Source organism: uncultured Halovibrio sp. (assembly GCF_913056445.1).
GTDB classification, from domain to species: Bacteria; Pseudomonadota; Gammaproteobacteria; order Pseudomonadales; family Oleiphilaceae; genus Halospina; species Halospina utahensis_B.
The window spans coordinates 1-26,659 of record NZ_CAJXMA010000015.1; the positions used below are offsets into that span (position 1 = coordinate 1).

Consider the following 26,659-nt stretch of genomic DNA (forward strand, 5'->3'; position numbering starts at 1 on the left):
TGAATACATGCACGTGATGTTCACCCGCGGCTTCTCGGTGGAATATTTCGTGGAAGGCGGGCGCAGCCGCACCGGTCGCACCCTGCAGCCGCGCCCGGGCATGCTGTCGATGACGGTCCGCAGCTTCCTGCGCGATCCGCGCAAGCCCATCGTGTTCGTACCGGTCTACTTCGGCTACGAGAAGGTGCTGGAAGGCCGTTCCTACCTGGGCGAACTCCAGGGCACCAGGAAGAAAAAGGAAGGGCTCCTGGGCCTGATCAGCTCGGTACGCAACCTGCGGCGTTCCTTCGGCCAGGTGTCGGTCAACTTCGGTGAACCCATTGAGCTGGCCGGCGTTCTGGACGAAAAGCAGCCGCAGTGGCGTGAACAGTCGTATGACGAGGAATCCCGCCCTGAGTGGCTGCCGGACGTGGTCAACACCCTGGCCCGGCGCACCGTGACGAACCTCAACGAAGCGGCCGCCCTGAACCCGGTCAACCTGCTGGCCACTGTCATGCTGGCGACCGACCGCCTGGCCATGGACGAACAGCTGCTGGCCCGGCTGATGGAAGACCTGTGCAACCTGCTCCACAAGCAGCCCTACAGCGACCGCATGACCTTCCCTGAAGGCTCCGGCGAGGACTGGATCGCCTACAACGAGACCATGGGGCTGATTGTCCGGCGCAAGCAGAAGCTGGGCGACATCATCATGCTCGAGGGGCGGCACGCGGTTCTGATGACCTACTACCGCAACAACGTCCAGCACCTGTTCGCGATTCCCGCACTGCTGGCCAGCCTGTTCCAGAACAACAGCTCACTGGAGCGTGAACGCCTGGTGTTCCTGGCGCGCGCTATCTATCCCTACATCCAGTCAGAGCTCTTCCTGCGCTGGCCCACGGAAAGCATCGACGACGTGCTGGATACCTGGATCGACCGGCTGGTGGAGGAAGGGCTTCTCATCAGTGAAGGCAGCCTCCTGCACCGGCCGGAACCCGGCACGGCGGATGCCGTCCGGCTCGGGGTGCTCTCCAACGGCATGATCCAGACCCTGCAGCGCTACTACCTGAGCATCGCCATACTGCAGCGCTTCGGGCCCAACACCCTGACACCGGAAGAGCTGGAGGAACAGTCCACGCTGCTGGCCGAGCGTGTATCCGTGCTGTTCGGGCTGAGCGCGCCGGAATTCTTCGACAAGACCCTGTTCCGGAACTTCATTGCCAACCTGCGGACCAACGGCATCCTGACCACGGATGAGGATGGCCGGCTGGCCTGGCGCTCGGGGCTGGAGGAAGTGGCTGAAGAGGCCCGCCTGGTGCTGAGCTCGGAGCTCCGCCAGTCGATCCTGCAGGTGACGAATGTGAGTGTTCCCATGCCGGGCGTCAAAAGCGCGGATCTTCCCGAAACGGGCCAGTCCTGACGGCTTGCTACGGAAGGGCCCGGCGGCTGTAGACGTCAAACCGGCTGCTGCGGCCCTCAACTGAGGTGGCGGGTTCCGGCCCGGGCAGCGGGTCCGCCCGGCGCGGGCGCTTGACCACCACACGGTGACGCGCGGCGGCCAGGCCCGTCTCCAGCAGTAAGGCGGCATCCCCGTCATCACCGACCACGCTCCTGGCCAGCTGCATTTCCTTGCGCACCGCGGCACTGTTGCGCTTCTCCGGAAACATCGGATCCAGGTAGACCACATCCACAGCCTCGGGATGCGCCGCAAGCCAGTGGGTGGCGTCACCACGTTCCAGCTGCATGCGCGCGAGTCGATCCGACAGCGCCGGTTCATGTGCCGCCCGGGCCATACCATCGGCAAGCAGCTCGGCGATCACCGGTGAGCGTTCGAACAGCACCAGCTCACAGTCGAAACCGGCCAATACCAGCGCATCCTCACCCAGCCCGGCGGTGGCATCCAGGATCCGGAGTGGCCTTGAAGCCCGCCCCACGCCAATGGCCTTGACCAGCAGTTCGGCGCCGCCCTGGCGGCGGCGGTGACCGCTGCGCCCGTGCACCCAGTCCACCCGCACCGGGCCCGGCGCCTTCTTTCCGGTCGCCTGAAGACTGATGCCCTCACCGGAAACCAGCACCAGCAACGCGGGGCTGGCCAGTTCCGCCGGTCTGTCCACCGGTTCGGGCAGACACTCGAGCCCCAGCCGCTGCGCCACTTCGGCCGCAACCGGGAGCCATTCCGGCCCGGCAGCCGCCACCTGAAGCTCAGCCACCATCAGATCCGGATGTCCACGCCGACCAGCTCCACGTCCTCCGCCACGGCGGCACTGCCGATACGATCATAGGCGCTGAGTGCCTCCTGATTCCGGAGAGGGAGACTGTCGGTATCCGGACTGCGGCGGGGACGCACAACCTCCGGCTCGGCCACGGCCTCAGCACGCCGGGTGCGCGCCTGACCGCTGTCTTCGCGGGGGGCACTGCGGGCCTCATTGAGGGGTTCCGCGCGGGGTGCTTCCCGCCCGGGACCGTCAGGCCGCCGTGCCGGATCCGGTGCGAGCGGCAGGGGGCTGTTTCCGGAGATACCACCGACCATTGGATCAATGCCCGTCAGAATCGAAAAAAGGAGAACCGGGTAACAGTATAATCACTGATCGCCCACTCTGCTCAGGCGCTGGTCTGCCAGGCCACATCGTCCCGCAGGTAGACCGGCTGGACCGCTTCTGCCCCAACCCATTCGCCCTGGTGCAGCAGGGTCTCAGCCAGGCAGGCAATCGCACCGGCTTCCGGCATCACGTCGGGCATGATTGTCTCCATGCGCGCAAGCACGGGGTCCGGAATCGCTTCCCGCAGAAGCCAGCCATCACCGACGCCCAGCCAGACACCGGTCGTCTCAGGCAGCGACAGTGCCGCGGGAGAAACCAGTGAATCGGGCAGCAGCGGTTCCACCGCTGCCTCCGGCGTCACCCGATAGAGCCCCCAGTAGAGCTCCCCCATACGGGCATCCCGGGCCACGGCGACCTCTGCGGGTGCGTCCAACCGCCCATGCACGGCATGGGCCATGGCCCGCAGTGACGACACCGGCACCACCGGCAGCTGGAGCCCGAAAGCCAGCCCCTGAACCAGCCCGGCGGTCACCCTCAGGCCCGTGAACGATCCCGGGCCGGCGCCGAAGGCCAATGCATCCAGATCCCCCAGCCGCAGCCCGGACTGAGCCAGAAGGCCATTGACCATGGGCTCCAGCCGGCGGGTGTGGGACCGGGGTTCATCGCTGTAATCGGTGAGCACGCTGCCCCCGTCAAGGAGGGCAACGGAGCCCCGGCCAGCACTGGTATCCACAGCGAGCAGCCGGGTCATGGCAGGCATCAGCCCTTCAGGGTGGAAATGATCCGGTCACGGATGGACTCGGTGGAACCCACACCCTCGATCCGGACATAGTGGGGGGCATTACCCGGGTTCTTCGCTTCCAGGTCCTGATAGAACTTCACCAGTGGTTCGGTCTCTTCACGATAGACCTGGAGACGCTTACGTACGGTCTCTTCCTTGTCGTCCTCACGCTGGATCAGGGGCTCGCCCGTCTCGTCGTCCTTGCCATCCTCTTTCGGCGGCATGTGCTTGATGTGGTAAACGCGGCCGCTGGGCTCATGGATCCGGCGACCGGAGAGACGCTCAACAATCTCGTCGTCGTCCACCGAGATCTCGACCACGTAGTCGATCTTGATGCCCTGCTCCTGGAGTGATTCCGCCTGGGGAATCGTCCGGGGCACGCCATCCAGAAGATAGCCGTTCTTACAGTCGTCCTCAGCAATGCGTTCCTTCAGCATACCGATGATCAGGTCATCGGAGACCAGCTGACCCGCGTTCATCACCTCTTCCGCTTTCTTGCCCAGCTCGGTTCCGGCCTTCACCTGGGCACGGAGCATGTCGCCCGTGGAGATCTGGGGAATACCGAAAGCTTCGGTGAGGTACGCAGCCTGGGTTCCTTTTCCGGCTCCCGGCGGGCCGAGCAGAATGATACGCATACTGATTGCTCCCATTGGCTTGCAGCCCCCTGAACAGGGACAGGCACATTAAAAATCGAAGGCTCATTATACGTGGCAGACCGTATGTAGCAAATCAGGCGGCAAGGCCGCGGGCAAGTTCCTCGATTTCAGCGCTCACCTGGTCGATGGTACTCCCGAGCGACTCAATAGCCGTCTGATCCAACCCCAGGGCACGGGCTGCATCAGCGGGATCGGATCCACTGCTGCCATCACCAATGCCACGTTCCTTCAGAAGCCCATTGGCGAGCTGAACACAGTGTACGTAGGCCTCGTGCTGGCCCTGATAGTCCGGCGTCTCATGCATGCCGGCAACCGTCACCACCGGGGCGGGCATTTCCCAGAGATGCAGCAGAAGTCCGCCGGCACTGGCATGGCCGACGCGCAACGGTGTGCCATCGTCCTGCCCGCTGCTGTGGAACACCCGGGATTCAAGCTCCGTCAGCGGCACGTCCGGTTCCGCCTCGCGCGCCTCACGGAGCTGACGGAAATCCTCCGGAAACAGGTGCCCGATCAGCAACAGACCCAGGTTATGCAGGAGCCCACACAGGTAGGCCAGCTCCGGGCCCGGACGCCCAGGAGCATCCCGCGGAATGCTGCGGGCGATCGACAGGGAAAGACGGGCACAGTGCAGTGAGTGGTGCCAGAACGCCTCCAGCCCCAGAGGGCCGGAACGCGGCAGCTCAAAACTGCGTGAGGCCGCGATGCCCACCGCCAGGTGAGTGACTCGGTCGAACCCGAGCACCCGGGTTACGGCCTCCTGGACACTGTGCAGCTCCCCCCGGTAGTTGAAGAGAGCCGAGCGGGCGTAACGCAGGACCTGGGCCGCCAGGCTGGGGTCGCGCTCGATCACGCCCGCCAGGTCGGCGGCCGTTGTCTCAGGTGCGGCTGTCATCTGCATGACCCGCAACGCAATAGCCGGCATGGGCGGCAGTCGGTAAAGCTGCTGAACCCTTGCCGCCAGTGCGTCCATATCCGGCTGTTCCGTCATCCGTTCTCCCCTGCCTCAGCCGGTATTGCGCATACCGGCCGCAATCCCGGCCATGGTCACCTTCATGGCCTTCTCGACGTTCTCTGGAACCCGCCCGGCTGCATACCGGTCGCGCTGCAGCAGCTCCGCCTGCAGATAATGGAGTGGGTCCGTATAGGTGTTGCGGACCCTCATTGAATGGGCGAAGTCCGGCTGCTGGGTCAGCAGCTCCTCCTGCCCCTTCAGCCGGTTCACATGCTGGACACACCCACGCAGACGTTCACGCAGTGTCTCACCCAGGGGGCGGAGATCCGGTTCCACAAGCTTCTGCTCATAATAGCTGACAATCCGCAGGTCCGCCTTGGCAAGAACCATCTCCAGCATGTCGATATGGGTGCGGAAGAAAGGCCAGTCCCGGATCATCTCGTTCAGGAGGGGTTCATGCCCGTCCTCCAGCGCCCGGCCCAGGGCCACATCACTGCCCAGCCAGGCCGGCAGCATCAGGCGCATCTGGGTCCAGGCGAAGATCCAGGGGATCGCCCTGAGACTCTCCACACCCCCTGTTGGCCTGCGCCGCGCCGGACGACTGCCCAGCGCCAGCTTGCCCAGCTCCTGCTCGGGGGTGGCCTGTCGGAAGTAGGTGACGAACTCATCCGTCTCGCGCACCAGCCCGCGATAGGAGCGCACAGCCTCACCGCTCAGCGAGTGCATCATCTCGCGCCATTCCGGCTTCGGTTCCGGGGCCGGCGCCACCGTCGCTTCCAGCACTGCACTGGTGTAGAGATTGAAGCTCCGATGGGCCACGCGCGGGAGGCCGAACTTGAAGCGGATCATCTCGCCCTGCTCGGTCACCCTAAGGCTGCCGTTCACCGAGCCCGGCGGCTGCGAAAGAATGGCCTGATTGGCAGGGCCGCCACCACGGCCCACGGTGCCGCCACGACCGTGGAAGAGTGTCAGGTGTACCCCGTAATCCGTGGCCACCTGGGTCAGCGCTTCCTGGGCCTGGTACTGGGCCCAGGCCGCCATCATCTGCCCGGCATCCTTGGCCGAATCCGAGTACCCGATCATCACCTCCTGGGCGCCACCGGTGTACTCCCGATACCAGTCCAGCTCCAGCAGGGCCCTCAGTGCCTCCGGAGCATGGTCCAGGTCCGCCAGGGTTTCAAACAGCGGCACGATGCGCATGGGATGATCCATGCCGGCCTCCCGCAGCAGCAGGATCACCGCCAGCACGTCCGAGGGTTGGGCCGCCATGGAGATCACATAGGAGCCCAGTGCTTCCGGCGGATGCTCGGCAATCACCCGGCAGGTATCCAGAACCTCCCGTGTTTCCTCCGAGGGCGCCCAGTTGCGCGGGACCAGCGGACGGCGACTCTCCAGTTCCCGGATCAGGAACTGCTGGCGCTCGGTCTCGTTCCACTGCGTGTAATCCCCCAGCCCCAGCCACTCGACGATTTCGCCAATGGCCGAGGCATGCCGGGAGGCTTCCTGGCGCACATCCAGCCGGATCAGCTCCAGCCCGAAACAGTGGGCGCGCCGCAGTGTGTCCAGCAGCGGCCCGCGCGCCACCGATTCCATGCCGCAGGCCACGAGGGAGTCGTAGCACAGCTGCAGGGGTTCGGTCAGCTCGGCGGAGTCCAGCATCACCTCCGGTGAGGGTTCAGCGCTTCCTCTCACCGCCTCTTCAGCCCAGTCCCGGGTGGCCCTCAGGCGGTCCCGCAGTTCCGAGAGCAGCGCCCTGTAGGGTTCACGGTGGCCCCCGACCCGCTCCTGCAATTCCGGAGAGGCCTCCCACATGGACAGCTCCGCCCGCAGATCCTGGAGGTCGCGCAGGAACAGATCCGCCGCCATCCAGCGGCTGAGCAGCAGCACCTCGCGGGTCACGGCGGCGGTGACGTTGGGGTTGCCGTCCCGGTCACCACCCATCCAGGAAGCCACCCGGATGGGGCTGGCCTCAATGGGCAGGCCTTCCCCTGTCTGTTCCACGAGGGCTCCGTCCAGCTCCCGCAGGAAGTCGGGCAATGCCTGCCAGAGACTGTTCTCAACCACGGCAAAGCCCCAGCGTGCCTCGTCCACCGCGGTGGGGCGCTCGTAACGGATCTCGTCGGTATTCCAGGCCTGGGTGATCAGCTGGCGCAGGCGCGCCACCTCCCGCTCACGCTCATCCGCCAGAAGATCCTCACTGTCCAGGCGCTGGAGGCAGGCGGACATCTCATCGTATTTCATGATGAGGGTCCGGCGGGCCACTTCGGTGGGGTGGGCCGTCAGCACGAACTCCATGCGCATATCCCGCACGCATTCGTGCAGCCGGGACGGTTCCACACCCTGCTCTGCCAGGCGTGCCAGTGTCGCATGCACCGATTCGTCGGGCCCCTCTTCCCGGGGTTCACGCCGGCGTCGGATGCTGTGGTACTGCTCGGCCAGGTTGGCCAGATTCAGGAACTGGTTGAAAGCCCGCGTCACCGGCACCAGCTGGTCGTCGGTCAGGCTTGCCAGAAATTCGGCGAGGCGCTGCCCGGAGCCGCTTTCCTGCATACGGTCATCCTTGGCTGCCTGACGCACCGCCTCTACCCGCTCATACCATTCCGGACCGGGTTTCTCGCGGATGCAGTCACCGAGGATCTCACCAAGAAGACGGATGTTTTCCCTGAGAGCGGGATGGAGTTCGGTCATTGAAAAGGGTCCCTTTCGCTGCGGGCAATGCCGGTGGCTCCGTGCTAGGATGAAACCGGCTTAACGCCCTTAGTATGGCCCAACATGACCGGAGCAACGCAATACCATGAAAATCGCGGATCTGCCGAAACAGTGGGAATCCGGTGAACGCACACCGGAGGACGGCAAGCAGGAATACGAGGTGAACGTCACACTGGAGGATGCGGCACGGCTGCGTGCGCTGGCGGAGCTGTATCCGGACTATTCGGAAGAGGAACTGCTGCGGGACCTGCTCAACGCGGCCCTCTCCGATCTCCCGGAGCCGGGCCGCCAGAAGTAGTCAACGGGGACGGCCTCACGCCACGCGTGAGGCGTCACCCTTGAGCTGCTGCATGTACTTGCGGGAGAGGTTGAGGAAACGCGGGGTCATGCCGGCGTCCTCGTAGATCTCGAACCCGTCCTCGTCCCGGGCAACGACACGGCTGCCTTCGCGGTACGGGAAGCAGACCTCAAGATCAGTCAGGGCGGCGTTGATCAGATCACGCAGCAGGGCTTCGCGGGACTTGAGAGGGTACTGCTTTGCAAGCGCCTCAAGCTGCTGTTCGCCTTCCTCCGGGAGCCTTACGGTCACCTGCTCCTCGGCCAGCCGGCCTCGGGCATGCTGCTCCCAGTGATTGACGAGTTGTCCAAGCCGCATATTACCTCCCCGTTGATGCCGCCTCTTTGACAATACTGTAGTCCATTCGGGCTTGGGAGGAGAGGGAATAACGGTAATGGATTGTACGTATGGTGACCGCTCAGGGCCTCAACTGTCCGCATCCGAGGCCTTTTTGGCCCTCTGCCAGGCCGCTTCCAGGGTCTCGATATCCCGCCCTTTCAGCTTTTCCCCCGCATCCTCCAGCTGTGCCTCCATGCACCGGAAGCGGCGCTCGAACTTGAGGTTGGCGCGGCGCAGGGCCTGTTCCGCATCCACCCCCAGAAAGCGGCTGAGGTTCACGGCCACGAACAGCAGGTCGCCCAGTTCATCCTCTACCGCGTCCCTGTCCTCGGGGCCGGACTGTTCCTGCCAGGCCGTCCTGAGCTCATCCGCCTCCTCGTGGAGCTTGTCGAAGACCATGCCGGTCTCCGGCCAGTCGAAGCCAACCTTTGAGGCACGCTTCTGCAGCTTGGCCGCGCGCTGAAAGGCGGGAAGGCCGGGGGTCACGTCGTCCAGGGCGCTTGCAGGTGTTGCCTCTGCCCCCTGCTTCCCCTTCTCCTCGGCCTTGATGCGGTCCCAGTTCACGCGCACATCCGCTTCGGTCATGCCATCGGCGTCACCGGGATGGCTGTCCAGGGTGCCATCCGGGAAAATATGCGGATGGCGACGGATCATCTTGCGGGTCACCCCATCAACCAGGTCACTGAAGCCGAAACGCCCCTCTTCCCGGGCCAGCTGGGCATAGAACACCACCTGGAACAGCAGATCCCCCAGTTCATCCGGCAGATGATCGAAATCCCCGCGCTCGATGGCGTCCGCCACCTCGTAGGTCTCCTCAATGGTGTGCGGCACTATGCTGCGGAAGTCCTGCTCCAGATCCCAGGGGCAGCCCTGCTGCGGGTCCCGCAGGCGGGCCATCAGCGCCAGCAGGTCCTCCATCGAATAGGTTCGGCTCATCGGGTCACTCCGGTCAGGCTTCACGGTGGCGATGCACATCCATGACGTTGGGCAGCTGGCGGATGGAGGCCAGCAGGCGCGAGAGCTGGTCGATATCGCCGATTTCCACCGTCAGCGTCATGTTCGCCATATTGCTGTCACTGTGGGACTGGGTCTGCATCGACAGCACATTGAGCTTGCGGTTGGCCAGCACCGAAGTGATGTCGTTCAGTAGCCCCGCCCGGTCATAGGCCTCGATATCGATGGTCACCGGGTAGCGAGCTTCGGGCTCCGGCCCCCAGTCCACCTCAATGATGCGGCTGGCCTCCTGCTCGCGAAGCTGCAGCAGGTTCATGCAGTCATCCCGGTGGACGGTCACGCCACGGCCAACAGTGATGTAGCCGATGATGGGGTCTCCGGGCACGGGGCTGCAGCACTGGGCAATGGTGGTCTTTAGATTGCCCACGCCCTGGATGTGGATGTCCGGGTCCTTTTTCGCCTTGTCACTGCGCCCGCGCGCAAACCGGAAATCCAGCTGGCGATCGGCCGGCTCCAGCACCCGTTGGGCCGCCTTGACCGCCTGGGCCGGCTTGAGATCCCCGGCCCCGATGGCGGCGTACATGTCGCTGGCCGAGCTGTAGTTGACCTTCCGGGCCAGGGCGTCGAGATCGAGATCGCGCAGCGAGAGGCGGCCAAGCTCGTCCTCCAGAACCGCCTTTCCGTCGGCGATGTTCTGTTCCCGGTCCTGCATCTTGAACCAGTGGGTCACCTTGGCGCGGGCCCGCGAGGTCTGGATGTAACCCAGCCCGGGATTGAGCCAGTCACGGCTGGGCGCGGCCTCGCTTCCACGCAGGATGCTCACCTGATCCCCGGTCCGCAGCGTATGGGTCAGCGGTACGATACGGCCGTTGACCTTGGCGCCCCGGCAGGCATGGCCCACCTCGGTGTGGATCTTGTAGGCGAAATCCAGCGGCGTCGCCCCACGGGGCATGTCCACCACGTGGCCCTCGGGAGTGAATACATAGATGCGATCGCCGCCCACGTCACTGCGCAGCTGCTCCACCAGGTTGCCGCTCTCGCCCAGATCCTCCTGCCATTCGATGACCTGGCGCAGCCAGTTGATCTTGGCCTCATAGGCCGCCTCCGAACCGCCGTTATCGGTGCCCTTGTAGCGCCAGTGGGCACACACGCCCAGCTCCGCATCCTCGTGCATATCATGGGTGCGGATCTGCACCTCCATGGTCTTGCCCTCGGGCCCCACCACGGCGGTGTGCAGGGACTGGTAGCCGTTTTCCTTGGGATTGGCGATGTAGTCATCGAACTCATGGGGAATATGGCGCCAGAGCCCGTGCACCACCCCAATCGCGGCATAGCAGTCACGCACTTCCGGCACCAGGACACGCAGTGCCCGGATGTCGTAGACCTCCGAGAAATCAATGCCCTTGCGGCGCATCTTCCGCCAGATGCTGTAGATGTGCTTGGCGCGCCCCGCCACCTCGGCCTGGATGTCCGACTCGGCCAGGGCGCCCCTGAGGATCTCAGCCACGCGTTTGACATAGGCGTCCCGGTCAACGCGCTTCTCGTCCAGAAGCTTGGCGATTTTCTTATACGCGGATTCGTGCAGATAGCGGAAGGACAGGTCCTCCAGCTCCCACTTGATGTGCCCGATGCCCAGCCGGTGGGCCAGCGGCGCATAGATGTCGAACACCTCACGGGCCACGCGCAGGCGCTTCTCCGGCGGGGCGTCCTTGACCGCACGGATGGCACAGGTACGCTCCGCCAGCTTGATCAGGGCCACGCGCACATCGTCCACCATGGTCACCAGCATACGGCGGACATTGTCCTGCTGCCCCTGGGCCTGCCCCAGCACATTGCCCTTGAGCGGCCGGTGAAGGGTGGATATGGCGGCCATCTGGACCACACCCTCAATCAGCTGCGCGATGGCCTCACCGAACTCGGAGCGCACCGCCTCCAGCGTCATGCGCTCCTCGCGCACCGCCCGGTACAGCACCGCCGCAACCAGGGTTTCCTGGTCCAGGCGCAGCTCGGTCAGGATCTGGGCCATCTCGAGCCCAGTCAGGAAACTGCTGGCCCCGGGTGCCCACTGCCGATCCTCGCGTACGGCCTTACGGTCTATGGCGAGACTGCGCCGGCAGGCGCGGATCAGTGTGTCACGGTCCTCCAGCGGGTGCTGGGCGTCAATGTGGTCGACCCAGGCACCGATATCCACGCCGCCATCCGCCGTGCTGGCGTAATTTTCACGGACCTTCACCATCAGCGTGACTCCCGCTCGAACAGGGCCATGGACTCGACATGGGCGGTATGCGGGAACATGTCCATGATCCCGGCCCGCACCAGCCGGTAGCCACTCGCCACGAGAATACCGGCGTCCCGGGCCAGGGTCGCCGGATTGCATGACACATAGACAATGCGCTCCACACCGGCACCGGAGAGATGACGCACTACGTCTTCCGCACCGGAGCGCGGTGGGTCAATCAGTACCCGGTCAAACCCTTCCGCGGCCCAGGGCTCCGCCGTGAAATCCTGCTGCAGATCCGTGGCCCGGAAGGTGACGTTACCCAGACCGTTACGCTCGGCGTTCTCGCGGCCGCGTTGGACCAGCGCCTCCTCACCCTCGACACCGACCACTTCGCCGGCCTGGCGCGCCAGCGGCAGCGAGAAGTTGCCCAGACCGCAGAACAGGTCCAGCACCCGGTGATGGGGCTCCGGCGCCAGCCATGCCAGTGCCTGGCTGACCATGCGCTGGTTGATGTCCGCGTTCACCTGGGTGAAATCCATGGGATGGAAGCCCAGCGTCAGATCCCATTCCGGAAGCTGGTAGAACAGCCGGTCAGGCCCGTTACCCGGCTCCGGCCAGAGGCGGTGCACGGTATCCGGCCCCTTGGGCTGGAGATAGATCTGCAGGTCATGGGTCCGGCCGAATTCACACAGAGTGGCTTCGTCCTCCGGTGTCAGAGGCTCCAGGTGGCGCAGGACAAGGGCCGCCTCGTCATCACCACAGGCCACTTCGATCTGGGCCAGCCGGTTGTAGACCGAAAGCCCGGCAATCAGTTCCTTCAGGGCCTCGATGCGCTGACCCACACGGGGGTCGAGCACCGCGCAGTCGTTGATCGCGGTGATGAAACTGCTGCCCTTCTCACGGAAACCCACCAGAACCTCGCCGCGCTTGGTCACGTAGCGCACGCCCAGGCGCGCCTTACGGCGGTACCCAAGGGTTTCGCCAGTCAGCGGCTCAGCCCACTGCTCCGGTTCGATTCCTCCGAAGTGGGCGAACTGTTCGGCCAGCGTTTCCGCCTTGAGCCGGACCTGCGCCGCCGGTGCCAGGTGCTGCAGGCTGCAGCCGCCGCACAGATCCGCGTGCGGGCACGGTGGCGTTACCCGGTCGGGGCCGGGATTGGCTTCTACCTCCAGCGTGCGCAGGGCATCAAAACGCCGGCGGCGGTCCAGGAAGCGTGCCTGCACCTGTTCCCCCGGCAGCGCGCCGGCCACAAACGCCGCCTTGCCCTCAATGCGCCCAACGCCACGTCCATCATGGCTGAGGCTGTCAATTTCAATGCTCACCGGTTCTGCGGGGATGCGCGGACCTCGCCGGCGTCGGCTCATGCTGGACTACCCTGTTGATGGTCGATTTACGGGGTGTGGGCCGATGGTCTACTGGCTGGAAAACACACCGGTGGACAGATAGCGGTCGCCCCGGTCGCAGATAATGGCGACGATGGTGGCGTTTTCAACCTCCTGGGAGAGACGGAGCGCACCGGCCACGCAACCCCCGGAGGATACGCCGCAGAAGATACCCTCCTTCGCGGCCAGGGCCCTCATGGTGTCCTCGGCCTCCTGCTGGCCCATTTCCATAGTCCGGTCCACGGCGCTGGCATTGAAGATCCCGGGCAGGTACTCCGGCGGCCAGCGGCGGATACCCGGAATGGCCGCGTCCTCCCCCGGTTGCAGCCCGATAATCTCGACGTCCGGGCTCTGCTCACGGAAATACCGGGAGCAGCCCATAATGGTACCGGTGGTCCCCATGGAAGAGATGAAGTGTGTAATCCCTCCACCGGTATCCCGCCAGATCTCAGGCGCCGTGCCCTTGTAGTGCGACAGCGGATTGTCAGGGTTCGCGAACTGGTCCAGGATCAGGCCCTGTCCTTCGGCCGCCATCTGCTGCGCCGTATCCCGCGCGCCCTCCATGCCGGCCTCGCGCGAGACGCTGATGATCTCGGCCCCGTAGGCGCGCATGGAGGCACGGCGTTCCTCACTCGCATTCTCCGGCATGATCAGGATCATGCGGTACCCCTTGATGGCAGCCGCCATGGCAAGGGCAATGCCGGTATTGCCGCTGGTGGCCTCGATCAGGGTGTCCCCCGGCTTGATATCACCGCGTTTTTCCGCCTCACTGATCATGCTCAGCGCGGGCCTGTCCTTGACCGAGCCGGCCGGGTTGTTGCCCTCAAGCTTCACCAGGATGGTGTTGCTGGTATTGCCCGGCAGGCGCTGGAGCCGAACCAGCGGCGTATTGCCCACATAATCCTCAATGGTTGCATAGGCCATGGCGGCGGAAACTCCTCAGGCTTGTGACACCGGCAACGCGTGCCGGCACACGCTTGTGTTAGATTGGCGCCCATGATACGCCGATCCGGAGCCGCGCCCAACCACTCCGGAGCCATCCACACGATCAAGCAGGGTCACTGATGCGCCGCTGGGGCGTCCAGAAAAAGGTCTTCTTTCTGTCTCTGATCCCCACGATGGTGCTGATCGTGATCGTGGGGGTGTATTTCACCCACAGCTGGGTCAGCAACCTGTCGCGCATGCTCGAGGAACGGGGCATGTCGCTCAGCCGCCAGCTGGCTTCCGCCTCTGAGTACGGTGCTTTTACCGGCAACCGTAACCTGCTGTTCGGCATCGCCAGTTCCATGCTGGAAGAGGACGATGTCCGCGCCATCACCATCTATGACAGTGATGGGCGGAAGCTGGTACAGACCGGCCGCCGGGAGCGGTTGCAGGGACAGCAACCGCTCCAGAACGTAACCAGCCCGACAGTCCACACCGGCGAGGACGCGTCGCTGTTCACTGCCCCCATCTACCCCCAGGACCTCATGATTGACGGCCTCCTGGACATGGACCGACGCCGGAACGACACCGCTGGGGGCGAGCAGCCCCTGGGATGGGTGAGCGTTGAACTTTCCCATGCCACCACCCGCAAAGAGCAGTATGAAGCCCTTCTGGTGAGCCTGCTTCTGGTCGGGGGCGGACTTTTCCTGAACACCCTGATTGCCATTCACCTGAGCCGCTCGGTCACCGACCCCATCCATGAGCTCACCCGCGCCATCAACCGTCTGCGCGAGGGCAAGCTCGACACCCGGGTGGAGATGACGGCAGGACCTGAGCTGGAGGAACTGGCTTCCGGGCTCAATGCCATGGCCGGCAGCCTGCAGCAGGCGCGGGATGAGATGCAGCAGAATGTGGACCAGGCCACCGAGGATCTGCGCGAGACCCTGGAGACCATCGAAGTCCAGAACATCGAACTCGACCTGGCACGCAAGCAGGCCCTCGAGGCAAGCCGGATCAAGTCGGAGTTCCTGGCAAACATGAGCCATGAGATCCGCACCCCACTCAACGGCATCATCGGCTTCACGGATCTGCTGCTGAAAGCCCCCGCCTCGGCCCAGCAGCGGGACCACCTCAATACCATCCGCAAGTCCTCGGAAATCCTGCTCACCATCATCAACGACATTTTGGACTTCTCCAAGATCGAGGCGGGCAAACTGGTTCTGGACCGGACGCCCTTCCACCTGCGCGAGACCGTAGAGGAGGTGCTGATCATGCTGGCACCAGCAGCCCACGAGAAGAACCTGGACCTGGCGCCCCTGATCTACACCGATGTCCCCGACGCCTTCATGGGGGACCCGCTGCGCATCAAGCAGGTGCTGACCAACCTGGTGAACAATGCCATCAAGTTCACCCAGCACGGCGAAGTGGTGGTACGGGTGATGCTCGATGAGGATGCTCCAGACGACAACCGAATCCGGATCAGCATCACGGACACCGGTGTGGGTCTTTCCGAATCCCAGCAGGAAAGCATCTTCAATGCCTTCAGCCAGGCGGACGCCTCCACGGCGCGCCAGTACGGCGGCACCGGGCTGGGCCTGGTGATCTCACACCGGCTGGTAGAGGAAATGGGCGGCGAAATCGGGGTTGATAGCGAGCTGGGCAGAGGCTCCAGTTTCTGGTTCAGCCTGCCCCTGGAGACCTCGGGCACAGCGGAAACAGCCCCGCCTCCTCCATTCAGCGGGGAATCAGTCCTCTATCTGGAATATCAGGAAACAACCGGGCTGGCGATCACCAACCTGCTGCGGGAATGCGGGGTCGCTGTTACCCACGCCTCCGGCCCGCAGGAGGTGATTGCACAGGTCCAGTCCGCCCAGGCCAGCGGCCAGGGCTTCGCTCTGGTGATCCTGGGCGTGGCCCGCCACCTGCTCCACTCGAACCAGCACCGGGAACTGATCCGGACCCTGGAATACGAGTGCGACTGCCGGGTGCTGCTGCTTACCCCTACGCTCAATGAGGACGCCAGCCCGCTGGTGAGCATGGCCTCGGCCCACATGACCAAACCGGTGCGCCGCACCTTCTTCCAGCAGCGCCTGGGGCAGCTGATCCAGGGCACGGGGGAGCTGCCGGAGCAGCCGCGGGCACCGGCGCCTCTGCCTGCGGCCGACCGCCAGGAAACGAATGCCCGGGTTCTTGCGGTAGACGACAACTCGGCCAACCTCAAGCTTGTCACAACGCTGCTGCGGGAATTCAACCTCCATGTGGAGGATGTGGGCAGCGGCTATGAGGCTCTGCAACGCCTCCAGCAGGAGACCTTCGACCTGGTCCTGATGGATGTCCAGATGCCCGGCATGGATGGTACCGAGGCCACCACCCGCATACGCCGGCTCAACAACGCCAACAGCCATGTACCGGTCATCGCCCTCACGGCCCACGCCCTCTCGGAGGAACGTGAGCATCTCCTGGCTTCCGGTTTCGACGGCTATCTGACCAAACCCATCAACCCGTCACTGATTGCCCATACGCTCCAGCGCCACCTGGGGCTGGACGTCCAGGCCGCCGAGGAGCGCCAGCCCAGGGAGCCGGAGGGGGTCAGGCCTTCGTCACGGGGCCGCCAGCACGCGGTGGTCGACCCTGAGGCATGCCTGCAGCGGGCCAATGGCAAGCCGGATCTGGCGGAGGAGATGCTGAGCATGCTGCTGGATCATGTCGAGGAGGATCGGACGGCTGTTGAGAACCTGTACAACCAGGGGGACCAGGCCACCCTGCTTGAACGGGTCCACCGGCTTCACGGGGCCACCCGCTACACCGGTGTTCCGGAGCTGGGCGACTGCGCAGCGGACCTGGAAACCCGCCTCAAGAAGGGGGCTGAAGGGATCGGCGACGCGGTGGAGCGCCTGCTTGCCGCCATGGACCGGCTGATGCGCTGGTGTGAGCAGACGCACTGGCACCAGCTGCTACACAGCACCGACACCTGACGCCTGATCAATCAGCGCCCGCATGTCCCGGACCGCCTCCTTCATGCCAACCATCAGTGCCCGGGCCATGATGGCATGGCCGATGTTGAGCTCGTGAATGCCCCCGAGCGCCGCGATAGCGGCCGTATTGTGGTAGTGCAGGCCATGGCCGCCGTTGACGGTCAGCCCCTGCCCCCGGGCCAGGTCCACGCACTCCCTCAGCCGATTCAGCTCCCGCTCCATCACCTCTGGCGTCTCCGCGAGCGCGTATTCGCCGGTATGCAGCTCAATGGCCGGCGCGCCACAGTCCGCCGCCGCCCGGATCTGGTCCGGATCGGCATCAATGAACAGTGAGACTTCCGTACCCATCGCCGCCATGCGCTCGCAGGCGGCCCTGACCCGCCCGGGCTGGCCAGCCACATCCAGACCGCCCTCAGTAGTCAGCTCCTCGCGCTTCTCCGGGACGAAGCAGCAGTGCTCGGGACGGATGGTTTCGGCGAAGCCCAGCATGGCATCGGTCACGGCCATTTCCAGGTTCATGCGGGTGTTCAGGGTCTCGCTCAGGATCCGTACATCCCGGTCCTGGATGTGGCGACGATCCTCCCGGGGATGCACCGTGATGCCATCCGCCCCGGCTTCCTCCGCCAGCAGTGCGGCCTGGACCGGATCCGGATAACGCGTCCCCCGGGCCTCCCGGAGGGTTGCCACGTGATCCACGTTGACGCCGAGCAGAACACGGCGGGACTGATGACTCATTCTGACCTCCCCTGACGCGCGAAAAGACGGCGGCTGTGCAACGGCCGCCCCTGTAGCAGATGATCCACAAGGCTGCGCATGAGCCGTTTGGCCACCTTCAGTACCGCCTGATTATCCAGCTCATCCGCAGCCAGCGCCAGCAGGTGCTCACCGGAAATGCCCCCGACAGAGCCGTGGCCGTCCGCCAGCACGCCCTGGGCCGGGTGGAATGCGTAGACACGGTCGGGCTGTACGGGGTCACCGGTATCCCCGGTCCTGTCCCAGCTGATGCCGTACCCCAACTCCCCCGCCAGCCGGTACTCGAACCGCCGCAGCGTGGGCTCCAGCGCCGCACTGCCCCCCGCAAGCCGTTCGAGGGTATCGAGGTAGACGCTGAACAGGTCCGGGGCCGGATCCGCCTCGGTCAGCAGCCGCAACAGCAGTTCATTCAGATAGAAACCACAGTAGAGGCGATCACCGGACAGCGCCAGGGCAGGCGCCGTGGCCTCAGCGTGGCGCAGCGTCCTCAGCGACTGACGGCCGGACCAGGAGGTCCTCAGAGGCCGGAAGGGCTGGAGCTCCGCCTGCCACTGGCTCCGGGGCCGGGCGGCACCACGGGCCACAGCGCTGAAGTGGCCATGGTGCAGGGTGAAGAGGTCAACAATCAGGCTGGTTTCACCATAGGGGCGGCGATGCAGCACAAAGGCCGGATCCAGCTGCTGGCCGCGCTCGCTCACGGCTCAGCGCCCCTGGTCCCCATACCCCAGGGAACGCAGGGCGCGCTCATCATCAGCCCACCCCTTGCGCACCTTGACCCAGAGACGCAGCATCACTTTCGAGCCGAACAGGCTCTCCATGTCCAGCCGGGCCTCCTGGCCGATCTGGCGCAGACGGCTGCCCTTGTCGCCGATGACGATCTTCTTCTGCCCCTGGCGCTCGACCAGGATGAGCCCATTGATGTGCAGCGTGTTCCCTTCCTGTTCGAAGGTCTCGATCTCAACCGCCATGGTGTACGGCAGCTCCGCCCCGAGCTGGCGGGTGATCTTCTCGCGGATCATCTCCGCGGCGAGGAAACGCGAGCTCCGGTTGGTCAGATCGTCATCACCGAAGTGATGCGGCCCCTCCGGCAGGTGACTGCGGATGGCGCTTTCCAGCCGGTCCAGGTTGCGTGAGCGCAGCGCCGAAACCGGCACGATCTCGGTGAACGGGTACTGCTGGCTGAGCCATTCGATGTGCGGCAGAAGCTGGTCCGTATCCGGCATCTGGTCGACCTTGTTGATCACCGCCAGTACCGGGCACTGAAGGTGGGAGAAGCGTTCCAGCACATTGGCATCGCCCTCGTTCCAAAGATCCCGGTCGACCACGAACACCACCACATCCACGTCCCTCAGAGCCGTGGTGGCCTCCCGGTTCATGCAACGGTTGAGCGCCCTGGGTTCCTCGGTGTGCAGCCCGGGTGTATCCACGAACACCATCTGATCCTGCTCCACCGTGTGAATTCCCAGGAGCTGGTAGCGGGTGGTCTGGGGCTTGCGCGAGGTGATGCTGAGCTTCTGGCCCAACAGGTGGTTCATCAGGGTCGACTTGCCCACATTGGGCCGTCCCAGGATGCCGACAAAACCACTGCGGGTGACCGGTTCATCCGTCATTGCTGCCTGCCTCCTGGTCGAGCTGCTCCAGCGCCAGCCTGGCCGCATCCTGTTCCGCGGCACGCCGGCTCCCGCCCTGGCCACGGGTCGCCGCCGCCAGTATGGGCACAGTGCAGTTCACGTAGAAGGTCTGCTGGTGCGCCTCACCGCGCACCGTCTCCACCTCGTAGTTGGGCAGCGACTCGCGCCGGGACTGGAGAAACTCCTGCAGGCGGGTCTTGGGATCCTTCTGGGTATCCTGCAGGCTGAGCCGGTCGAGCCGGGGCCCGAACCAGGCCAGCAGGCGCTCCCGTGCATGTTCCAGATCTGAATCCAGATAGATGCCGCCAACAATCGATTCGACGGCGTCAGCCAGAATCGACTCCCGCCTGAAACCACCGCTCTTGAGCTCCCCCGATCCCAGGCGCAGGCAGTCACCCAGCTCGAACTCCAGCGCGATCTCCGCCAGCGTCGCCCCGCGCACCAGCCTTGCCCGCAGGCGGCTGAGCTGGCCTTCCCGGGCTTCCGGAAAGCGGTGAAAGAGATACTGGGCCATGACCATGTTGAGGATGGAATCCCCAAGGAACTCAAGCCGCTCGTTGTTGTTGCCACCGTAGCTCCGGTGCGTCAGCGCCAGCCGGAGGTGTTCCACGTTACTGAAGTGGTAGCCCAGTCGTTTCTGGAGCTGGTCGAGGCGTTCCTGCTCGGTCACGGCATCCTCAGTTCATGCTGGTGGTCGAATTGGATCACGGTGTCGATATTGCCCATGAACGGAGAGCGGACTTCATAGGAGAATTCCAGGCGCAGGCGCTCGCCATCACGCTCCATGGCGATCTCATCCACATCCACGCCATCAATGTTCTCCATCTGAATGCGCTTGCGGAGCAGCTCCCGCACATCCCCCACGGTTTCCGCCTCGCGGTAGGGCCGGGACTCTTCCATGGAGCCGATGATGCTGCTGAGCGTGAAGTCCTCGATGTACACCGGCACCACACGAACAACCACGGTCAGTAGAAAAACGCCGATCACGATGAACAGCATCATCGCGAGCATCGAAAAACCACTCTGGTGTCTGACTGCTGGTTTCATAACGGATCTCCGCTGCTACTGGATCCAGCCGACACGATGGAAACTGGGAAGGCTGGTCAGCGACTCCCAGTGCATCCAGATGGCGAAGGCCTTACCCACCACATGCTGGTCGGACACCATGCCCCAGTACCGGCTGTCCCGACTGTTGTCGCGATTGTCGCCCATCACGAAATAGTGACCTTCGGGAACCGTCCACTCACCCTCGGCATCCGGGTCCGTCCGGCGCTGGGCATAAAGGGTGCTGAACACATCGCCCCCCAGCTTTTCCCGGTGCAGGTCCTGGTTTCCCAGGCTCGCCACAAACGCGGAAGGCACCGGCTCTCCATTAACGTAGAGCTGTTTGCCCTCATAGGCAACACGGTCGCCAGGCACCCCGACCACACGCTTGATGTAGTTGACGGAGGGCTCCACCGGGTAGCGGAACACCATGATGTCGCCTCTTTCAGGATCACCGAAATCAGCAATCTCCCAGTGCGCCACCGGCAGCCTCAGCCCATAGGTGAACTTGTTCACCAGGATGAAGTCCCCCACTTCCAGTGTTGGCAGCATGGAGCCGGACGGAATCTGGAAAGGCTCCACCAGGAAGGAACGCAGCACCAGAACCACCAGCAGGATGGGGAAAAAGGAACGGCTGACCTCGGCGAGCCAGGGCTGGTCCGGATCATTACTGTCCGCCGCGTCCTCGGCGCTCTTGCGGGCACCACTCTGGGCATAGCGCTCCTGCCGGCGCGGCCGGAAGAACCGGCCATCAATCAGCCAGATGATGCCGGTGACGGCGGTGAGTACCACCAGCAGCAGCGGGAAATTGATGTTCATGGACACTCCCTAGTCATCGTCCACCCTGAGCACGGCCAGGAAGGCCTCCTGGGGCACCTCCACGTTCCCGACCTGCTTCATGCGCTTCTTGCCTTCCTTCTGCTTCTGCAGCAGTTTCTTCTTGCGGCTGACATCACCGCCGTAGCACTTGGCCGTGACGTTCTTGCGCAGCGCCTTGACCGTCTGGCGCGCCACCACGTGGTTGCCGATGGCCGCCTGGATGGCGATATCGAACATCTGGCGGGGAATCAGTTCCTTCATCTTCTCGGCAAAGGCCCTGCCCCTGCTGTGGGCCTGATCCCGGTGCACCACGATGGCCAGGGAATCCACGCGGTCGCCGTTGATGAGAATATCCAGCCGCGCCAGATTCGCCGCCTGGAAACGCTGGAACTGATAATCCAGCGACGCATAACCGCGCGTGGCGCTCTTGAGGCGGTCGAAGAAGTCCAGCACAACCTCGCTCATGGGCAGCTCATAGACCACCTGGACCTGGGTGGCCAGGAAGTTCATGTTGGTCTGCTGGCCCCGGCGCTCCTCGCAGAGTGCGATCACGTTGCCCAGGAATTCCTGGGGCACGAGGATGTTGGCCTCGCAGATGGGCTCGCGGATCTCCTCGATCTCCGCCGGGTCCGGCAGACGCGATGGATTCTCAATGTACTCAACGGTGCCATCCACCATCACCACCTCATAGACCACCGTGGGCGCAGTGGTGATGAGATTGATGCCGTATTCGCGCTCCACCCGCTCCTGGATGATCTCCATGTGGAGCATGCCCAGGAAGCCACAGCGGAAGCCGAACCCGAGCGCATCCGAGCTCTCCGGCTCAAAGAACAGCGAGGCGTCATTGAGGGTGAGCTTCTCAAGCGCGTCCCGGAAGGCGTTGTAGTCCTCCGAGGACACCGGGAAGATGCCCGCATAAACCTGCGGCTTTACGTTCTGGAAGCCTTCCAGCTGGGGTACATCCGGAGTGCTGGCGTGGGTCATGGTATCGCCCACGGGGGCACCCTTGATGTCCTTGATGCCGGAGACGACAAAGCCCACTTCTCCGGCCTTGAGCTCGGGGATGGTCGTGGGCTTCGGATTGAAGTAGCCCACCTTGTCCACCACGTGGGTCTTGCCGGTGGACTTGACCAGAATCTTCTCGCCCTTGCGCACGCTGCCGTGCATCACGCGCACCAGCGATACCACGCCCTGGTAGTTATCAAACCAGGAATCAATGATCAGTGCCTGGAGGGCGTCATCCACCTCGCCCTCGGGCGGCGGAATGCGTTTGATCAGCGCCTCCAGCACGTCCTCGACGCCCGTGCCGTTCTTGGCGCTGCAGGGAACCGCGTCGCTGGCATCAATCCCGATGACGTCCTCAATCTCGGACATCACCTTCTCGGGATCGGCCTGTGGCAGGTCGATCTTGTTCAGAACCGGGATGACCTCAAGGTTCTGATCCATGGCGGTGTAGCAGTTGGCCACGGACTGGGCCTCGACGCCCTGGCCCGCATCCACAACAAGCAGCGCACCCTCGCAGGCCTTGAGGGAGCGCGACACCTCATAGGAAAAGTCCACGTGCCCCGGCGTGTCGATGAAGTTGAGCTCGTAGACGTTGCCATCCTTTGCCTTGTACTTGAGCGTCACGCTCTGGGCCTTGATGGTGATCCCACGTTCACGCTCCAGGTCCATGGAATCCAGGACCTGCTCGTTCATTTCCCGGTCGGTCAGTCCTTCGCAGACCTGGATGAAGCGGTCCGCCAGTGTGGACTTGCCGTGGTCGATGTGGGCAATGATCGAAAAGTTGCGTATGTGGCTGAGATCGCTCACTGAAACTCCAGAATCCGGTTTCCGGCGACTGCCATTGCGGCAGCGGCCATGACCGGGCGGATTTTACCGGACACGGGAGGGAAAGGCTATGGCCGGCCCGGGTGGAATACCCCGGGCCGGCCGGCATGGTGACAGGCGTTACTCAGGCAGGCGCAGGGCCACGATCCGTGGATTCCCCTGCCGGATCAGAGTGACCGCTACCGGCTTGCCGGCCGGCAGCCCGGAAACCGCCTCGCGGAACTCGTCAACGTCGGTCACACCCTGGTTGCCGATCTTGCGGATTACATCATTACGGCGGATACCGGCCTGGCGTGCCGGACCACGCCCGACTTCCGTGACCAGCACACCGCCGTCCAGATCCCACTGGCGTGCCAGCTGCTCAGGCAGCGGTTCAACCCTCAGCCCCAGACGGTTGCCGGTATCCGGCTGCACGGACTGCTGCTGCGCCTGCTGCCCATCTTCCGGCAGCTTACCCACAGTAAAGGACACCTTGATCCGTTCGCCGCCGCGCATCACGGTCAGTTCGGCCTCGCTGCCAACATCCGCCTGCCCGACCTTGGGCGGCAGATCCGAAGAGCGGGTGATTTCCTCGCCATTGAACTCGAGGATCACGTCACCCTGCTGCAGACCGGCTTCCGCGGCCGGTGAATCCGGCACCACGTCCGCCACCAGGGCGCCGTGCGGCCGTTCAAGACCAAAGGTTTCGGCCAGGTCCCGGTTGACCTCCTGAATCATCACGCCCAGCCAGCCACGGGTAACACTGCCTTTGTTCCTGAGCTGATCGAACACATCCATGGCCACATCCATGGGAATGGCGAAGGAAACCCCCATGAAACCACCTGAACGGGTATAGATCTGGGAGTTCACCCCTATGACCTCACCGTCCATATTGAACAGGGGGCCACCGGAATTGCCGGGATTAATGGCCACATCGGTCTGGATGAAGGGAATGTAGTTGTCACGCGGCAGGGAACGGCCTTTGGCGCTGACGATCCCCGAAGTGACGGTGTAGTCAAAGCCGAAAGGCGACCCGATGGCGAACACCCATTCGCCCACCGACAGATCCGAGGAGCTGCCGATCTTCGCCGTGGGCAGGCCTTCGGCATCCACCTTCAGTACCGCAATGTCGGAACGGGCATCAGCCCCCACCACTTCCGCTTCCATCTCGCGCCGGTCGTTCATGCGCACGATGATCTCGTCCGCGTTCTCGACCACATGGTTGTTGGTGAGAATGTAACCATCGGAAGAGACAATGAACCCCGACCCCATGGACTGGTGCTCACGCTGGCGGTCCGGCATCTGCCCGCGGAAGCGCTCATTGAAGAATTCCTGGAAGAATTCCGGGAGCTGCTCCATCTGGCCACCAAACGGCGTCGCGCCCCGGGAGCTCGTGGACGTGGTACTGATATTAACCACAACGTCCGCATTATTCTCGACCAGCCCGGTGAAATCCGGCAACTGACTCCCGCTCTGCTGCGCGGGCACACAGGCACTCACCAGCAGTAATGCAAGGGCAAGCAGCGGTGTGACTCGATGTGGCATCCTCGTCATTGGGATCTCCCATCCGGTTTGAATACTCAGGGGCCGTACGTGGTGCACGGACCCTCGCCTGATACCCCGTCATGATATTGAGTTCGACACCGGGGTTTTCAAGTGAACTGTACGTCACAATCAGGGACGCGCCTCACAAAAACCGGCTCGTAGCGCCCGGCCTCGCGGGCACTACGCAACCGATAGCGGGCCAGCAGCAGCCCCCCCGCGAGGCCGGCAATCCCGGCAGCCGTGGTCACCCCATCACTACTGCCAATCAGCACCTCCGCAAGCAGAGCCCCGAGCACCAGCCCCAGAAGCGGCACCATATAGACCATCGCCGCGCCGGCCACCAGGGCCGAAGGCCTCATCCGCAGCAGCACCCGGTCTCCCGGTGTCATCCGTTCATCCCCGGGGACGGTAACCCAGAACTCGCCGGGAGAGGGGGCACTCCGCATCGCGCCCAGCAACCCCTGGCCGCAGCCCTCACCGGCTGCACAGCGCGAACAGCCAGCGGCCGGCGCCACCCGTATCCGGGCACGCTGCCCCACGCATTCGAGAACCTCGCCCTGGCGTTCGTCGTCCGGTTGCGCCTGTTCTTCCATTGCCCGTCCCCATTCCGATATCCGGATCATCTCCCGGCCATCGCTGTACGTAAAGAGTGACACCAGAAGCAAACTTTAGTTCAATATCCGCCATGCATGCATTCCACCATTACGATGTGCTGATCGTCGGCAGCGGTGCAGCAGGTCTGAGCACTGCCCTGACCCTGTCCTCTGACCTGAGCGTTGCGGTTCTGAGCAAGACGGAGCTCGACAGCGGCTCTACCCAGTGGGCCCAGGGCGGCATTGCCGCCGTGCTGGACGACAGCGACAGCGAGGACGCGCACACCGCCGACACCCTCGCGGCCGGTGCCGGGCTCTGCCACGAGGACACGGTCCGGCTGACCGTCTCCCAGGCACGCGACAGTATCGACTGGCTGATTGCGCAGGGTGTCCAGTTCACCCGGGCCGACGGCAGCCACTTCCACCTGACCCGTGAGGGTGGCCACAGCCACCGCCGTATCATCCATGCGGCGGACGCCACCGGTCAGGCGGTCTCCGAGGCCCTTTGCGAGCGTGCCCGACAGCAGCCCAACATCGACATCTTCGAAAACCGGGTGGCGGTGGATCTGGTCACCCACCGCAAACTGTTCCTGCCGGGCAACCGCTGCGTGGGCGCCTACATATTCAATCACGACACCCAGGAGGTGGAACTCTTCCGCGCGCGGTTCGTGGTGCTGGCCACCGGCGGTGCCAGTAAGGCCTACCTCTATACCAGCAATCCGGATGGCGCTACCGGCGACGGGATTGCCATCGCCTGGCGTGCCGGCTGCCGGGTGGCCAACATGGAGTTCAACCAGTTCCACCCCACCTGCCTCTATCACCCCCAGGCCAAGTCGTTCCTGATCAGCGAGGCCCTGCGCGGGGAAGGTGGTAAACTGCTTCTGCCGGACGGCAGCCGATTCATGGACCGCTTCGACGAACGCGCCGAACTGGCTCCGCGGGACATCGTGGCGCGGGCCATCGACCATGAAATGAAGCGCCTGGGCGCGGACTGCCTCTACCTGGACATCAGCCACCGTCCGGCGGATTTCATCGAGGAACACTTCCCCACCATCGCCGCGCGCTGCCGCGAGTACGGCATCGACATCACCCGCGAGCCCATTCCCATCGTGCCCGCCGCCCATTACACCTGCGGCGGCGTCATGGTGGACGATCACGCCCGCTCGGACGTGAACCAGCTCTACGCGGTGGGCGAGACCTCCTTCACCGGCCTGCACGGTGCCAACCGCATGGCCAGCAACTCGCTGCTGGAATGTCTGGTCTACGGCCGGGCCGCCGCCCGGGACATCAATGAACAGACCCCGCATGTTCCGGAACCGCCGGAAGTGCCCGAATGGGACGAGTCCCGGGTGCGAGATTCGGACGAGGACGTGGTGATCGCCCACAACTGGGATGAACTGCGCCACTTCATGTGGGACTATGTGGGCATCGTGCGCACCACCAAGCGGCTGCAGCGGGCCAAGCACCGGGCGGACATGCTGCACAGTGAGATCCGGGAGTTCTACAGCAACTACCGCGTCAGCAATGACCTGCTGGAGCTGCGCAACCTGGTGACAGTGGCGGACCTGATCATCTGCTCGGCCCTGCAGCGGCGCGAAAGCCGGGGGCTTCACTACAACCTGGATTACCCGACAACCATCGCGGAGCCCAAGGACACCGTGCTGGTGCCAACCACCTACATGCGTTCCGACGCCTGAGCCCTGATGGAAACCACCGACT

23 protein-coding genes and 1 pseudogene are annotated in these 26,659 nt (G+C 64.1%); 4 read left to right on the top strand and 20 right to left on the bottom strand.

Going from position 1 to position 26,659, the window contains the following annotated elements; translation table 11 throughout:
- Positions 1-1,396, top strand: a pseudogene (locus QZ501_RS05025) (glycerol-3-phosphate 1-O-acyltransferase); the annotation flags it as partial.
- A 7-nt stretch (positions 1,397-1,403) separates the two neighbouring features.
- Here the strand turns inward: QZ501_RS05025 and QZ501_RS05030 are convergent.
- The 6 genes from QZ501_RS05030 to ppc all read right to left on the bottom strand — a co-directional run bounded on the left by QZ501_RS05030 (position 1,404) and on the right by ppc (position 7,593).
- Positions 1,404-2,189: a class I SAM-dependent methyltransferase gene (locus QZ501_RS05030; protein WP_295717694.1), complete on the bottom strand. Its 786-nt coding sequence runs from the start codon at positions 2,187-2,189 to the stop codon at positions 1,404-1,406.
- Positions 2,189-2,506 carry a hypothetical protein gene (locus QZ501_RS05035; protein WP_151441283.1) on the bottom strand — a complete coding sequence of 106 codons (318 nt, stop codon included), beginning with the start codon at positions 2,504-2,506 and terminating at the stop codon, positions 2,189-2,191. The genes QZ501_RS05030 and QZ501_RS05035 overlap by 1 nt, the downstream gene beginning before the upstream one ends.
- Positions 2,507-2,577: 71 nt before the next feature.
- Entirely contained in the window at positions 2,578-3,276 is a 699-nt protein-coding gene (tsaB, locus tag QZ501_RS05040; RefSeq protein WP_225741762.1) for a tRNA (adenosine(37)-N6)-threonylcarbamoyltransferase complex dimerization subunit type 1 TsaB, read from the bottom strand.
- Positions 3,276-3,932, bottom strand: a complete 657-nt coding sequence (gene adk, locus QZ501_RS05045) for an adenylate kinase (RefSeq protein ID WP_151441284.1) — start codon at positions 3,930-3,932, stop codon at positions 3,276-3,278. The genes tsaB and adk overlap by 1 nt, the downstream gene beginning before the upstream one ends.
- Before the next feature lie 94 nt (positions 3,933-4,026).
- The gene (locus QZ501_RS05050; RefSeq protein WP_295717697.1) at positions 4,027-4,941 is read right to left on the bottom strand and encodes an HDOD domain-containing protein; all 915 of its coding nucleotides are present in this window, start codon (positions 4,939-4,941) and stop codon (positions 4,027-4,029) included.
- 15 nt (positions 4,942-4,956) lie between these two features.
- Positions 4,957-7,593 carry a phosphoenolpyruvate carboxylase gene (ppc, locus tag QZ501_RS05055; RefSeq protein ID WP_295717699.1) on the bottom strand — a complete coding sequence of 879 codons (2,637 nt, stop codon included), beginning with the start codon at positions 7,591-7,593 and terminating at the stop codon, positions 4,957-4,959.
- 106 nt (positions 7,594-7,699) lie between these two features.
- On the opposite strand from ppc, the gene QZ501_RS05060 reads away from it, so the two are divergent.
- Positions 7,700-7,912, top strand: coding sequence for a hypothetical protein (locus tag QZ501_RS05060; RefSeq protein ID WP_095617715.1), 213 nt, complete (start codon positions 7,700-7,702; stop codon positions 7,910-7,912).
- Positions 7,913-7,927: 15 nt separating this feature from the next.
- Here the strand turns inward: QZ501_RS05060 and QZ501_RS05065 are convergent, their stop codons facing one another.
- The 5 genes from QZ501_RS05065 to cysM all read right to left on the bottom strand — a co-directional run bounded on the left by QZ501_RS05065 (position 7,928) and on the right by cysM (position 13,771).
- Positions 7,928-8,269 carry a pilin assembly protein gene (locus QZ501_RS05065; RefSeq protein ID WP_151441287.1) on the bottom strand — a complete coding sequence of 114 codons (342 nt, stop codon included), beginning with the start codon at positions 8,267-8,269 and terminating at the stop codon, positions 7,928-7,930.
- Positions 8,270-8,377: 108 nt separating this feature from the next.
- The gene (gene mazG, locus QZ501_RS05070) at positions 8,378-9,226 is read right to left on the bottom strand and encodes a nucleoside triphosphate pyrophosphohydrolase (protein ID WP_295717702.1); all 849 of its coding nucleotides are present in this window, start codon (positions 9,224-9,226) and stop codon (positions 8,378-8,380) included.
- A gap of 13 nt (positions 9,227-9,239) precedes the next feature.
- Positions 9,240-11,480, bottom strand: a complete 2,241-nt coding sequence (relA, locus tag QZ501_RS05075) for a GTP diphosphokinase (RefSeq protein ID WP_151441289.1) — start codon at positions 11,478-11,480, stop codon at positions 9,240-9,242.
- On the bottom strand, positions 11,480-12,787 hold the full coding sequence (gene rlmD / locus QZ501_RS05080) for a 23S rRNA (uracil(1939)-C(5))-methyltransferase RlmD (RefSeq protein ID WP_363174585.1): 1,308 nt from the start codon (positions 12,785-12,787) through the stop codon (positions 11,480-11,482). Before rlmD ends, relA begins: the two co-directional genes overlap by 1 nt.
- Positions 12,788-12,877: 90 nt before the next feature.
- Positions 12,878-13,771 carry a cysteine synthase CysM gene (cysM, locus tag QZ501_RS05085; RefSeq protein WP_151441291.1) on the bottom strand — a complete coding sequence of 298 codons (894 nt, stop codon included), beginning with the start codon at positions 13,769-13,771 and terminating at the stop codon, positions 12,878-12,880.
- A gap of 140 nt (positions 13,772-13,911) precedes the next feature.
- On the opposite strand from cysM, the gene QZ501_RS05090 reads away from it, so the two are divergent.
- Positions 13,912-16,746 (top strand): ATP-binding protein, encoded by a 2,835-nt coding sequence (locus QZ501_RS05090; protein ID WP_295717708.1) that lies wholly within the window; start codon positions 13,912-13,914, stop codon positions 16,744-16,746.
- Here QZ501_RS05090 and pdxJ read toward each other — a convergent pair.
- The 9 genes from pdxJ to QZ501_RS05135 form a co-directional block, all read right to left on the bottom strand.
- On the bottom strand, positions 16,726-17,481 hold the full coding sequence (pdxJ, locus tag QZ501_RS05095) for a pyridoxine 5'-phosphate synthase (RefSeq protein ID WP_295717710.1): 756 nt from the start codon (positions 17,479-17,481) through the stop codon (positions 16,726-16,728). The genes QZ501_RS05090 and pdxJ overlap by 21 nt on opposite strands.
- Positions 17,478-18,197: a DNA repair protein RecO gene (gene recO / locus QZ501_RS05100; protein WP_295717712.1), complete on the bottom strand. Its 720-nt coding sequence runs from the start codon at positions 18,195-18,197 to the stop codon at positions 17,478-17,480. Before recO ends, pdxJ begins: the two co-directional genes overlap by 4 nt.
- Positions 18,198-18,200: 3 nt before the next feature.
- Positions 18,201-19,109: a GTPase Era gene (gene era / locus QZ501_RS05105; protein ID WP_151441295.1), complete on the bottom strand. Its 909-nt coding sequence runs from the start codon at positions 19,107-19,109 to the stop codon at positions 18,201-18,203.
- A complete protein-coding gene (gene rnc, locus QZ501_RS05110; protein ID WP_095617705.1) occupies positions 19,099-19,800 on the bottom strand; it encodes a ribonuclease III in 702 nt (233 codons plus the stop codon). The genes era and rnc overlap by 11 nt, the downstream gene beginning before the upstream one ends.
- Positions 19,797-20,177 carry a DUF4845 domain-containing protein gene (locus QZ501_RS05115; RefSeq protein WP_151441296.1) on the bottom strand — a complete coding sequence of 127 codons (381 nt, stop codon included), beginning with the start codon at positions 20,175-20,177 and terminating at the stop codon, positions 19,797-19,799. Before QZ501_RS05115 ends, rnc begins: the two co-directional genes overlap by 4 nt.
- 15 nt (positions 20,178-20,192) lie before the next feature.
- Complete coding sequence (gene lepB / locus QZ501_RS05120; protein WP_295717753.1) at positions 20,193-20,987, bottom strand: signal peptidase I; 795 nt, start codon at positions 20,985-20,987, stop codon at positions 20,193-20,195.
- Between the two features lie 15 nt (positions 20,988-21,002).
- Complete coding sequence (gene lepA, locus QZ501_RS05125) at positions 21,003-22,805, bottom strand: translation elongation factor 4 (protein ID WP_151441298.1); 1,803 nt, start codon at positions 22,803-22,805, stop codon at positions 21,003-21,005.
- Between the two features lie 138 nt (positions 22,806-22,943).
- Positions 22,944-24,347, bottom strand: coding sequence for a DegQ family serine endoprotease (locus QZ501_RS05130; protein ID WP_363174589.1), 1,404 nt, complete (start codon positions 24,345-24,347; stop codon positions 22,944-22,946).
- A 107-nt stretch (positions 24,348-24,454) separates the two neighbouring features.
- Complete coding sequence (locus QZ501_RS05135) at positions 24,455-24,940, bottom strand: SoxR reducing system RseC family protein (protein ID WP_295717719.1); 486 nt, start codon at positions 24,938-24,940, stop codon at positions 24,455-24,457.
- A gap of 92 nt (positions 24,941-25,032) precedes the next feature.
- Here QZ501_RS05135 and nadB point away from each other — a divergent pair, with 92 nt between their 5' ends.
- Positions 25,033-26,637: an L-aspartate oxidase gene (gene nadB, locus QZ501_RS05140; RefSeq protein WP_151441301.1), complete on the top strand. Its 1,605-nt coding sequence runs from the start codon at positions 25,033-25,035 to the stop codon at positions 26,635-26,637.
- Positions 26,638-26,659: the final 22 nt, after the last annotated feature.

Coding starts and splice junctions, on each gene's coding strand:
- QZ501_RS05030 (WP_295717694.1), bottom strand. CDS start 2,189: ATGGTGGCTGAGCTTCAGGTGGCGGCTGCCGGGCCGGAATGGCTCCCG.
- QZ501_RS05035 (WP_151441283.1), bottom strand. CDS start 2,506: ATGGTCGGTGGTATCTCCGGAAACAGCCCCCTGCCGCTCGCACCGGAT.
- tsaB (WP_225741762.1), bottom strand. CDS start 3,276: ATGCCTGCCATGACCCGGCTGCTCGCTGTGGATACCAGTGCTGGCCGG.
- adk (WP_151441284.1), bottom strand. CDS start 3,932: ATGCGTATCATTCTGCTCGGCCCGCCGGGAGCCGGAAAAGGAACCCAG.
- QZ501_RS05050 (WP_295717697.1), bottom strand. CDS start 4,941: ATGACGGAACAGCCGGATATGGACGCACTGGCGGCAAGGGTTCAGCAG.
- ppc (WP_295717699.1), bottom strand. CDS start 7,593: ATGACCGAACTCCATCCCGCTCTCAGGGAAAACATCCGTCTTCTTGGT.
- QZ501_RS05060 (WP_095617715.1), top strand. CDS start 7,700: ATGAAAATCGCGGATCTGCCGAAACAGTGGGAATCCGGTGAACGCACA.
- QZ501_RS05065 (WP_151441287.1), bottom strand. CDS start 8,269: ATGCGGCTTGGACAACTCGTCAATCACTGGGAGCAGCATGCCCGAGGC.
- mazG (WP_295717702.1), bottom strand. CDS start 9,226: ATGAGCCGAACCTATTCGATGGAGGACCTGCTGGCGCTGATGGCCCGC.
- relA (WP_151441289.1), bottom strand. CDS start 11,480: ATGGTGAAGGTCCGTGAAAATTACGCCAGCACGGCGGATGGCGGCGTG.
- cysM (WP_151441291.1), bottom strand. CDS start 13,771: ATGGCCTATGCAACCATTGAGGATTATGTGGGCAATACGCCGCTGGTT.
- QZ501_RS05090 (WP_295717708.1), top strand. CDS start 13,912: ATGCGCCGCTGGGGCGTCCAGAAAAAGGTCTTCTTTCTGTCTCTGATC.
- pdxJ (WP_295717710.1), bottom strand. CDS start 17,481: ATGAGTCATCAGTCCCGCCGTGTTCTGCTCGGCGTCAACGTGGATCAC.
- era (WP_151441295.1), bottom strand. CDS start 19,109: ATGACGGATGAACCGGTCACCCGCAGTGGTTTTGTCGGCATCCTGGGA.
- QZ501_RS05115 (WP_151441296.1), bottom strand. CDS start 20,177: ATGAAACCAGCAGTCAGACACCAGAGTGGTTTTTCGATGCTCGCGATG.
- QZ501_RS05130 (WP_363174589.1), bottom strand. CDS start 24,347: ATGCCACATCGAGTCACACCGCTGCTTGCCCTTGCATTACTGCTGGTG.
- QZ501_RS05135 (WP_295717719.1), bottom strand. CDS start 24,940: ATGGAAGAACAGGCGCAACCGGACGACGAACGCCAGGGCGAGGTTCTC.
- nadB (WP_151441301.1), top strand. CDS start 25,033: ATGCATGCATTCCACCATTACGATGTGCTGATCGTCGGCAGCGGTGCA.